The sequence below is a fragment of the Streptomyces sp. P5F9 genome, from assembly GCF_057961495.1.
On the sequence record NZ_JBXVPZ010000387.1, the window covers coordinates 1 to 9,492 of the forward strand.

The window sequence follows — 9,492 nt, forward strand, 5'->3', positions numbered from 1 at the left end:
CTGCCCAGTCGCCCCCGCCCCCCAGCGAGGAAGCAGAGGAAACCGTCCGATGAGCACTGTGCCCGCAGCCCTGTGCATGGTCGAGGTATCCGGTGCCGAAGCCCTGTGGTTGTCGGAGGGCAGCGCCCTGGGGCGGTTGGTGTACCCGCAGCGGGAGGTGACCGTCATCCGGCCCGGCCGGCACACCTGGAAGTACGGCTGCTTGGTGGTGCGCGCTCCGGTGCAGGCGGCAGCCATCCCGCTGACGGCGACGTACCAGGTGGACGAGGTCCGGGCGGCGAGTGCCACGGGCTGGACGGTGACGGTGGCCGGGCCCGCCGAGGTGATCACCGATCCGAACGAGGCCGCCTTCCCCCATAGCCCGAAAGGCATGGGAGGTGCCCCCGTCCGCCCTACGCTCACCGGCTGGACGTACGGCCCCCATGACACGGTCGTCCGAATCCATCCCCAGGCTGTCTCCGCCTTCCGGCCGGCCCGCGGGACGGCGAGTTGATGGGCACGCGGCTCGAAGCCCTGCCCCACCGGCACGTGCTCACCCTGCCCACCGAGCCGTCCGCCGTCCGGCTGTCCCGGCAGACCGCCGAACGGGCGCTGACCGAGTGGGGGATCAGCCTGCGCCACCCCGCGGTCGGCCCGGCCCTGCTGATACTCGGTGAACTGGTCACCAACAGCGTCCGGCACGCCGCCGCGCTCTCCCCCCAGGTGACGGTGATCTACGCGGCAGGCGCGGACTGCCTGGCCTTCGCCGTGCACGATCGCCATCCCTACCAGCCGCCGCTGTACGCGTCGTTCACCGACGCGGGGGGCGGGCTGGCCACCGTCATGGAACTCACCCTCGGCCTGTCCGGCACCGCCGTTGTCAGGGGCGACGCCGACGGCAAGGGCAAGAGCATCTGGGTCACCCTCCCCCTCCGAGCTCTCCCACTCTGACCCAACAGGCCGACTGCACAAGGAAGTTGACGACATGACCATCGAGTGGCGCTACACCGTCGAGCAGGAACTCGGCGTCCTGTCCGTCTCCGGATATCTGGGCCCGGACGCCGTTCGCCGCTTCGAGGGGGCCGTCGGCTGGGCGGTGGGACGCGGGACGGGCCCGGTCGTCGTCGACCTGACCGGATTGCGTGCCTGGTCGGCCGAAGGACAGCTGGCGATCACCGAGGCCGCGCGGCGTCTCGCCGCAGCGGGCCGCAGCCTGGAACTGGCCGCGATCCCCGCCGACGGCTCCCTCGTCCCCGACGGGGACTGCCCGCCCATCCCCGTGCACGCCGATCTGGCCGGCGCGCTCGCCGCGCACGGCGCACGGCACGGCAAGCCGCCCAGGGGCCGCCACGAGTGGCGGACGACGGGCTGGCCGAGCGGAGACGACGCCGGCGAATGACCCGCCCGGGTCACCGGGGTCAGCCGACGGTGAAGGCTGCCGGGATCACGTACCGGGACGACGACGGAGAGGTCCTCCTCCGTGGCGATGGCCACGTCCTCGGAGAAGCCGGCAGCGGCCGGCTCGCGGCCCGACGCACCGGTGGCGACCGCGAACGAGGTCGGCAGCGCCCTCGCAGGCCGCTTTTGCCGTGGGTGCTTCGGGGGACAGCGGTCCCGCCCCCTGGTGGTGCAGGTCGGAGATGAGGGCGCCGGCGCAGAGCCGGTCTTCCAGCGCGGGACGCGGGCTGCCGTCCGGCCACCGCTCGCCCCGCGGCGATCACGGCCACCTGCTGCCGGCCGTGCCGTAGCCGTCGGCCGTGAGCCGGCTGCCGACCGCGGTGATGTTGCGCAGACAGGCGGCGACCACCACCCGCACCCGCGGCGGTGCGGTCGCCGCGATGGCCGCACCGTTGGGAGAGGGCAGCACCAGGCGTTCGACGAAGGAGGCGCGGCGCAGGTGGGCAGGGGAGACGGCCGGGGGCTGTCAGGGACTGTCAGGTGGGACGGGATGCCGTGGCACGCCCGGCCGAGCGCCCGACTGCCGGGCATGGACGGTGGCTGCCTTCTCTGCCGCCCGCTCGGCAGGGGCGGCAGAACCGTCCGGCAGGGCAGAACGGCAGCACCCGGATGCCCGCTTCGACGGCGACGCTCACCGTCGGAGTGAAGGACAGCACGTCGACGACGGCCGGGCGGCCTCCCTGGCGAGACGGCCCGCTCCGGCGGGCCCCCACTCGAAGCGGATCCCGCTGCCGGACGGGACGGCCCAGTCACCCATGCCGCACTCCCTTTGGGTCCGCTTGCCGTGCGCCGGTCAGCTTCGCTCGCCGCCGTCCGGCGTGGCCGCTGTGGTCCGGCCGCCGAAGGACAGTCGCATCATGTGGCCGTGCCCGCACCGCGGGCAGGAGCCCTCCGGGCCAACGGCGGTGGGGCGGCACTTGAGGCGGCAGGCCGGGCACTTGTACCAGGCGACGCCCGGGCCGCGCAGCGGAATGATTCTCACGCAAGCCTCCCTCACCCGACGTATGGAGTTGCTAATCTTAGCAATTGCTGAGGTTGTTACCATCGATTTCGGGCAGCTCGTTCTCGCGCGCGGATTCGGTATGGCCGGTGCCGCAGGCGAGGATGGGCCGCATGTGTGTGACGAGTGGGTGGATGCGATGCGCCGAGGACGGTCGGGTACGGCCGTACTGCCGCACCGGGGAGGCGACGACACGATGAGTACGCCGCTGTACCAACTGAAGGCCGAGTTCTTCAAGACGCTCGGCCATCCGGCCCGCATCCGGGTGCTGGAGCTGCTGAGCGAGCGCGAGCACGCGGTGGCGGAGATGCTGCCCGAGGTGGGCATCGAGGCGGCCCACCTTTCCCAGCAGCTGGCGGTGCTGCGGCGGGCGAACCTGGTGGTGACCCGCAGAGCGGGTTCCACCGTGTACTACTCGCTGACCAGCCCTGACATCGCCGAACTGCTCCGGGTCGCCCGCGGCATCCTGTCCGGGGTGCTCGCCGGGCAGGCCGAACTCCTCGCCGACCTGCAGGCCGCCAGGACGCAGGCCAAACCGCCGTCGTAGCGGAGGCCCCCGATCGGTGGCCGTCTCCCGAGAGCTGGACAGCGCTCTACGGCACCGGGAGACGGCCGCCTTTGCCCCCAAGTGCCGTATCCCCGCTCGCGGGTGGCCGGTCGGACACCCGCGGACAAGGCCTCACCGTGCCAGGGAGGGCTCATGGGCCCGTTGCGCAAGATCCGGGACACCGGGCGGACGGCCGAGCCCGCCCCGCCCGAACCGGAGGGCGAACAGCGGCCCGCTGCCAGGGAGTTCGGCGGCTCGGAGCTCGCGTCCGCTCGGTCAGAACCGTCGCCCGGTGCTGCTCGTGCGTGACGGCGGCCGAACTCTCCGAGTTCGGCATTGGTGCAACGGCGGGAGGCTGCGAACACATCGATCGACGTGGCGTACCGCTACTTCGCCACGCCCCGGCGCCGGTTCATCCTCGCCGACACCCCCGGCCATGTGCAGTACACCCGCAACATGGTCACCGGCGCCTCCACCGCCGAGCTGGCGGTGATCCTCGTAGACGCGCGCAACGGTGTCGTCGAACAGACCCGGCGCCACGCCGCGATCGCCGCGCTGCTGCGCGTCCCGGAGATCACCGCGATCCCCATCTCGGCGCTGGCCGGCGACACCGTGGTGGAACCGTCCGCGCACGATCACCGGTATCGACGCCCCCAGCGCGCAGGCACCGGCCACCACGCAGGACGTCAGGGCCACTCTGTCATCTCAACGAGCGTCCGCTGCACGTCAGTTCGCGCGTGCTGCTCAAACACGGCACCCGTACGGTCAAAGTCGTCGTACGGCAACTCCCGCACCGCATCGACCTCACCCACGGCCTGGCCCGGGAGAGGGACCCCGGTGAGTTCGCCGTCAACGACATCGGCTCGATGGTGCTGCACACCGCCGAGCGGGCCGTGGCCGTGAGGCTCGTTCGACGCTCCGAGTGCGTCTCAGCCCGCGTTACCCCTGCTGTCCCCGCTCGCCCACCGGCTTCGGCCAGCTGTCCAGCAGTTGGTCGTCCGTCAGCGCCGACGTGTGCTCCGCCGCCGACGGCTCCAGACCGAACCCCACCATCAACACCTCCGCATAACGGCGCCAGGCGTCCGGGGCGACGGCGTGCGTGCGGTCGGCGACCGCGCCGATCATGTACAGGAAGGCGTACACGTCGGCGCTCGCGAAGTCCTTGCGGACGGCGCCCGCGGCCACCGCTCGTTCCGCGAGGCCGTCGACGAGGCGGCCCAGTTGGTCGCGGGTGCGGGCGACGGGGCCCGTGTCGACGCTCGCGTTGGCCAGGATGACCTCCAAGGCGCGGTCCTCGGAGCGCCACTGTGCCGCCGCCAGCAGGTAGTGCCGTAGCGCCCGGGCCGGGTCCGGCAGTTCCGCGGCCCTGGCGGCCAGGTCCAGGAACAGTGTGAAGCGTTCCGTGAACAGGGCGTCCACCAGGGACTGGAGGTCCGGGAAGCGGCGGTAGACCGTGCCTACGCCGATCCCGGCCTCGCGGGCGATCTCGTTGAGGGGCACCGTGGCCCCCCGCCGGGCGAACAGGCGGTCGGCCGTCGTCATGATCAGGCGGCGGTTGCGTTCCGCGTCCGCTCGCAGCGGGCGTTGGTGCGGGGTATCCGGGCTCACGCCGGGACATTCTCCGGCATCTTCGCCTCGGTGGCCCGGCGCGCCTGCCCGACCAGGAGCGATACGCCGGTCACGACGCTCCACAGCAGCCATGAGTAGACACCGCCCCGCTCGAAGATGCCGGCCGTGCTCGTCGAGACGCCCACGCCCGCCTCGCTCAGCAGGCCCAGGACGCCGACCGCGATGCTGAACACGCGGTACGCGCGCGGCAGTTGGAGGCTCTTCAGCGAACCCGCCATGATCACGATCGTGTTCGCGCACGGGATGGCGACCGACGCGCCCCCGACGTGCAGCCCCAGACCGTAGCCCGGGCCGTCCGCGGAGCCGTGGAACAGGCCGACCAGCAGGAAGCCCACCGCGTGCGCTCCTGCCAGGGCGATGACCACGCGGCGTACGCGGCCCGTGAGCAGGGGCACCGCCAGCAGGATCACCCCGGAGGCGAACAGGATGCCCTGGACGATGAACGACGTGTTCATCAGCGCGTGATCCGGCGAACAGATGGTGCGGTCCTGGAATGTCGTGCCGCAGTCCGTGACGCCCAGGTCGCTGATGTAGTTCGTGGCGTAGCTGTAGACGGGGTTGGTCCAGGCGGCCGCGGCGACCGCCTCGGACACCACCCACTGCACCGCGTTCAGCACCAGGACGGCGGCCCCCAGCGGACGCCAGATCTTGCCTGACATCGGAACTCCCATCACGGCTCCTCTCGACAGGTCATGCTCACCACCCTACATTAAGTGGATAGATTCATCCGGTTAATGGTCATGGATGCCCGCCGCCCATGTGATCGGCATCACATTGCAGGGTTCGAACTTCGAGGGCCGCCGTGCATCTAGTCGGCGTCCACTCCCATCCACCGAGGAAACAATCAATGTTGGCTTATCTGCCCGGATTCGCCCCCTGGATCGTCGCCGGCGTCCTCTCGTCCTTCGACTGGCGCTGGGGCGCGCTCGGCGGTCTCGTCACGGGGCTGCTGATGATGCTGAACGACCGTCGCCGCGGGGTCGGCTTCGATGCGCTGGTGCTGGAGATCAGCACCCTCGCCTACTTCGTGGTGATCGGCGCCGTCTCCGTCGTCAGGCCGGACTCGTCGCTGGCCGGCCACACCGACGTCATCTCCTTCGTCTGGCTGGCAGGCACCGCCTGGGGGAGTCTGGTGGTCCGGAGCCCCTTCACGCTGGGCATCGCCAAGCGGCAGACCCCCCGCGAGTACTGGGACATGCCGGAGTTCGTCCAGGTCAACAACCACATCACCAGCGCCTGGGGAGCCGGCTTCACCTTCATCGCCGTCAGCCTGGCCATCGCAGGCGCGGTGGACGCCCCGGCCTGGGTCGGCATCACCGCCCACGTCGTCGGACTGGTCGCCCCCGCCGTCTTCACGAAGGTCTATCCCGCCCGCGCCCAGGCCCGCCTCATGGCACTGGCCCAGGACCCGGCGCAGACCCAGCCGTCGGTGCGGGCCGTTCGGTGACGGCCGTTCCCGTCCCGCGACCTGCCTGACCTCTCGGCACCAAAGCACTCACCCACCCCACGGATCAGCACCAAAGCACGTACCCCACGAAGGAGTTGGCGCATCGTGAGCATCGCAAAGAACGTCGTCCTCGTGCACGGCGGATTCGTCGACGGATCGGGCTGGCGGGGCGTCTACGACGCGCTCCGCGCCGACGGCTACCACGTGAGCGTCGTCCAGAACCCCACGCTGTCCCTCGAAGGCGACGTCGCCACGACCAAACGGGTCCTCGACGCCCAGGACGGCCCGACCGTACTCGTCGGACACTCCTACGGCGGCGCGGTGATCACCGAGGCCGGCACCCACGAGAAGGTGTCGACGCTCGTGTACGTCACGGCGTTCGCGCCCGACAAGGGCGAGTCGGTGAACACCCTCATCGCCGACCCGCCGCCCGGCGCTCCGGTCCCGCCGATCCTGCCGCCCGTCGACGGCTTCCTCTTCCTCGACCGGGAGAAGTTCGCCGCGTCCTTCGCCGGGGACCTGCCCGCCGCCGACGCCCAGTTCCTCGCGGACTCCCAAGTGCCGTGGGGCGTGGACGCGTTGGCGGGCGCGGTCACCGAGCCCGCCTGGCAGACCAAGCCCAGTTTCTACCTCGTCGCCACCGATGACCGCATGATCCCGCCGCCCGCCCAGCGCCTCATGGCCGAGCGGGCCGGCGCGACCGTGACGGAGACCGGCGGCAGCCACGCCGTGTACGTGTCCAGGCCCGCCGAGGTCGCCGCGTTCATCAAGAAGGCGGCGTCGGGCACCACCGCCTGAGCCCTTTCCACGGACAGCCGACAGCCGACAGCCGTGGCGGCCGCGGCGCTCAGCACTGCCACCACCGCGGCGGCGGACGCGCGCCATCAGCGTCCGCCGCCGCGGCCAACTCCGCCCCGCACCAAGGGCGTTCGGGTGCACGGAGCCACAGAACCTTCAAGGAAAGCAGCATGACGACCGAGAACGAGACACCCGTCCCCCTCTACCTCCAGGGCCGCTTCGCGCCGGTCCCCGAGGAGTACACCGCGGCCGAACTCACCGTGCGGGGCACCCTCCCGCCCGACCTGGACGGCCGCTACCTGCGCAACGGCCCCAACCCCCTGCCCGGCGAGGACCGGGGTCACTGGTTCACCGGCCCCGGCATGCTGCACGGCATCCGGCTGCGCGGCGGACGCGCCGAGTGGTACCGCAACAGGTGGGTCAGGACGCGGGAGTTGGAGGGCCACCCCTTCGTCCGCGAGGACTTCAGCGTCGACCTCGCCGCGGTGCCCGCCAACACCCATGTGATCCGGCACGCCGACACCGTCCTCGCCCTGTGCGAGGTGGGCCTGCCCTACTGGGTCACCCCGGAGCTGGAGACCGTCGGGCCGTACGACTTCGGCGGGAAGCTGACCACCGCGATGACCGCGCATCCCAAGGAGGACCCGGTCACCGGTGAACTGCACCTGTTCGGGACCGGGTTCGCGCCGCCCTACCTCACTTATCACCGGGTCACCCCGGAGGGCGAGCTGCTCGACAGCCGGCCGATCGACGTTCCCGGGCCGACGATGATGCACGACTTCGCCATCACCGAGCACCACATCGTGTGGATGGACCTGCCCGTCGTCTTCGACCACACCCTGGCCGGGCGCGGCGGCATGCCGTACCGGTGGGCCGAGGCGTACGGCGCGCGGATCGGGATCATGTCCCGCGAGCACGGTTCCACCGATGTGCAGTGGTTCGACGTCGACCCCTGCTACGTCTTCCATGTGGGCAACGCCTACGAGGACGCGCAGGGGCGTGTGGTGCTGGACGCGGTGCGCTACGACGACGCCGGGTTCCGGAAAGTCTGGGGCGACATCGGCGGACCCACCGGGCCGGGCACGCCGAGCGTCCCCAGCGCGGCGAACGGTCAGGTCGGGGTGCGGGAACCGGGGCACACCCAGGCCCCCTCCGTCCTGCACCGGTGGATCCTGGACCCGGTGGCCGGCCGGGTCTTCGAGTCCCAACTGGACGACCGCGAGGCCGAGTTCCCCACCCACAACGAGACCCTCACCGGGCGCCGGAACCGCTACCTCTACACGGTCAACGGCGAGGGCATCGCCAAGCACGACCTGGAGCGCCAGACCGGGGACGTCCACAAGACGCCCGGCAGCCGCTACTCCGGCGAGGCCGTCTTCGTACCGGCGTCGGACGGCACCGACGAGGACGCGGGCTGGCTCCTGTCGCTCGTCTCGGACGACGACGGGGCGGCCGGTGAACTCCTCGTCCTCGACGCCACCGACCTCTCCGTGCAGGCGGTCGTGGAACTGCCGTACTCCGTCCCGTCCGGCTTCCACGGCAGCTGGCTGCCCGAGCCCGGGTCCGCCGAACAGGCCTGACACGAGGGCGGGTCGACCAACCCGGTCGAGGGGGCCCGGCGAGGAGCCGTAGCGGCGTATCTTCCTCGACAAGGGTCCCCTCGGTCCGCCACGCGGGGTCCATCTCCTGTTCATCGGCGGGTGGGAGAAGTGGGGTCCCCGGAGCATGAGCCCAACTCCCCGCAGTGGCCCAGGGTTTGTGATGTGTGCGCATGGAGGCTTCATGGTGCCCCTCGACCGTCCCACGGATGAGGAACTCACCCTCAGGGCCCAGGCAGGCGAGTCCGATGCCCTGGGCCTGTTGCTGACGCGCCATCAGGCACCCATGCGTGCCGTCGCGTTGAGCCTTCTCGGCTACGGCCCCGACGCCGAGGACGCCGTACAGGATGCCGCGTTGACCGCGCTGCGGCGCATCGGTGACGTGCGGGAGCCCGCCGCCGTAGGGGCGTGGTTGCGGGCGATCGTGCGCAACGCGGCGCGGATGAAGCTGCGGGCCGTGCGGGAGCTGCCCGGGCTCGACGCGCTGGAGCAGTTGCGGGTGCGGGACGACGAGCCCTCGCACCCGGAGCGGGTCGTCGAGCAGCACGCGATGCGGGACTGGATCTGGGACGCGGTGGAGGAACTGCCGCAGCAGCAGCGGCTGGTGCTGATGCTGCGGCACTTCAGCGGGATCACCTCGTACCAGGAGATCGCCGAGGTCTGCGAGGTGCCGGTGGGCACCGTGCGCAGTCGGCTCAACCAGGCCCGGGCGAAGATGGCCAAGGTCCTGCTGTCGACCGCGGCCGGGGGCCACGACGACGCCTCCGCGCTCACCGAGGACAGCCGGCAGGAGGCCGAGGTCACGCTGGACGGCGCCATGCGCGGCCAACTGCCCCCGGAGATCCTGGAGTTGTGGCCTGCGGAGACCGAACTGGTCGGCGTCCTCAACAAGGAGGGCGGACGCCTCCATCCCTTCCCGGCGATGCGGAGCACCCGGGACAAGGGCGTGACCCAGCACTTGCGCCATGTCGTGGCCAGCCGGGACATCGCCATCTGGGAGATGGAGGCCGTCAACCCCGCCGGTATCTCCAACCCC

General features: G+C 71.2%; 12 protein-coding genes and 1 pseudogene. 9 read left to right on the forward strand and 4 right to left on the reverse strand.

What is annotated here, in order from left to right; all coding sequences use genetic code 11:
- The first annotated feature begins 49 nt into the window (after positions 1-49).
- Genes AC31A1_RS39410 through AC31A1_RS39420 form a run of 3 tightly spaced genes read left to right on the forward strand, consistent with a single transcriptional unit; the run spans position 50 to position 1,378 of the window.
- Complete coding sequence (locus AC31A1_RS39410; protein ID WP_489657890.1) at positions 50-493, forward strand: pyridoxamine 5'-phosphate oxidase family protein; 444 nt, start codon at positions 50-52, stop codon at positions 491-493.
- The gene (locus AC31A1_RS39415) at positions 493-930 is read left to right on the forward strand and encodes an ATP-binding protein (protein ID WP_489657891.1); all 438 of its coding nucleotides are present in this window, start codon (positions 493-495) and stop codon (positions 928-930) included. Before AC31A1_RS39410 ends, AC31A1_RS39415 begins: the two co-directional genes overlap by 1 nt.
- A 34-nt stretch (positions 931-964) precedes the next feature.
- A complete protein-coding gene (locus AC31A1_RS39420) occupies positions 965-1,378 on the forward strand; it encodes an STAS domain-containing protein (protein ID WP_489657892.1) in 414 nt (137 codons plus the stop codon).
- Positions 1,379-1,696: 318 nt separating this feature from the next.
- Here the strand turns inward: AC31A1_RS39420 and AC31A1_RS39425 are convergent, their stop codons facing one another.
- Positions 1,697-1,846 carry a hypothetical protein gene (locus tag AC31A1_RS39425; RefSeq protein WP_489657893.1) on the reverse strand — a complete coding sequence of 50 codons (150 nt, stop codon included), beginning with the start codon at positions 1,844-1,846 and terminating at the stop codon, positions 1,697-1,699.
- A 384-nt stretch (positions 1,847-2,230) separates the two neighbouring features.
- Positions 2,231-2,419 carry a hypothetical protein gene (locus AC31A1_RS39430; RefSeq protein WP_489657894.1) on the reverse strand — a complete coding sequence of 63 codons (189 nt, stop codon included), beginning with the start codon at positions 2,417-2,419 and terminating at the stop codon, positions 2,231-2,233.
- Positions 2,420-2,633: 214 nt separating this feature from the next.
- Between AC31A1_RS39430 and AC31A1_RS39435 the strand changes: the two genes are divergently transcribed.
- Positions 2,634-2,984 (forward strand): ArsR/SmtB family transcription factor, encoded by a 351-nt coding sequence (locus AC31A1_RS39435; protein ID WP_489657895.1) that lies wholly within the window; start codon positions 2,634-2,636, stop codon positions 2,982-2,984.
- A 366-nt stretch (positions 2,985-3,350) separates the two neighbouring features.
- Positions 3,351-3,871, forward strand: a pseudogene (locus AC31A1_RS39440) (GTP-binding protein); the annotation flags it as partial.
- A gap of 52 nt (positions 3,872-3,923) precedes the next feature.
- Here the strand turns inward: AC31A1_RS39440 and AC31A1_RS39445 are convergent.
- Together AC31A1_RS39445 and AC31A1_RS39450 are read right to left on the reverse strand one after the other, a co-directional pair.
- Positions 3,924-4,592, reverse strand: coding sequence for a TetR/AcrR family transcriptional regulator (locus tag AC31A1_RS39445; protein ID WP_489657896.1), 669 nt, complete (start codon positions 4,590-4,592; stop codon positions 3,924-3,926).
- A complete protein-coding gene (locus AC31A1_RS39450) occupies positions 4,589-5,272 on the reverse strand; it encodes a DUF998 domain-containing protein (protein ID WP_489657897.1) in 684 nt (227 codons plus the stop codon). Before AC31A1_RS39450 ends, AC31A1_RS39445 begins: the two co-directional genes overlap by 4 nt.
- A 188-nt stretch (positions 5,273-5,460) precedes the next feature.
- Between AC31A1_RS39450 and AC31A1_RS39455 the strand changes: the two genes are divergently transcribed.
- The 4 genes from AC31A1_RS39455 to AC31A1_RS39470 form a co-directional block, all read left to right on the forward strand.
- Complete coding sequence (locus AC31A1_RS39455) at positions 5,461-6,060, forward strand: hypothetical protein (protein WP_489657898.1); 600 nt, start codon at positions 5,461-5,463, stop codon at positions 6,058-6,060.
- A gap of 105 nt (positions 6,061-6,165) precedes the next feature.
- Positions 6,166-6,858 carry an alpha/beta fold hydrolase gene (locus AC31A1_RS39460; RefSeq protein WP_489657899.1) on the forward strand — a complete coding sequence of 231 codons (693 nt, stop codon included), beginning with the start codon at positions 6,166-6,168 and terminating at the stop codon, positions 6,856-6,858.
- Positions 6,859-7,028: 170 nt separating this feature from the next.
- Entirely contained in the window at positions 7,029-8,438 is a 1,410-nt protein-coding gene (locus tag AC31A1_RS39465) for a carotenoid oxygenase family protein (RefSeq protein WP_489657900.1), read from the forward strand.
- A 202-nt stretch (positions 8,439-8,640) separates the two neighbouring features.
- Positions 8,641-9,492: RNA polymerase sigma factor (locus tag AC31A1_RS39470; protein WP_489657901.1), on the forward strand; the 852-nt coding region annotated here is incomplete at its 3' end.

Excerpts from the sequence above, each read along its gene's own strand:
- AC31A1_RS39465 (WP_489657900.1), top strand. The coding sequence starts at position 7,029 with ATGACGACCGAGAACGAGACACCCGTCCCCCTCTACCTCCAGGGCCGC.
- AC31A1_RS39415 (WP_489657891.1), top strand. The coding sequence starts at position 493 with ATGGGCACGCGGCTCGAAGCCCTGCCCCACCGGCACGTGCTCACCCTG.
- AC31A1_RS39410 (WP_489657890.1), top strand. The coding sequence starts at position 50 with ATGAGCACTGTGCCCGCAGCCCTGTGCATGGTCGAGGTATCCGGTGCC.
- AC31A1_RS39420 (WP_489657892.1), top strand. The coding sequence starts at position 965 with ATGACCATCGAGTGGCGCTACACCGTCGAGCAGGAACTCGGCGTCCTG.
- AC31A1_RS39435 (WP_489657895.1), top strand. The coding sequence starts at position 2,634 with ATGAGTACGCCGCTGTACCAACTGAAGGCCGAGTTCTTCAAGACGCTC.
- AC31A1_RS39455 (WP_489657898.1), top strand. The coding sequence starts at position 5,461 with ATGTTGGCTTATCTGCCCGGATTCGCCCCCTGGATCGTCGCCGGCGTC.
- AC31A1_RS39450 (WP_489657897.1), bottom strand. The coding sequence starts at position 5,272 with ATGTCAGGCAAGATCTGGCGTCCGCTGGGGGCCGCCGTCCTGGTGCTG.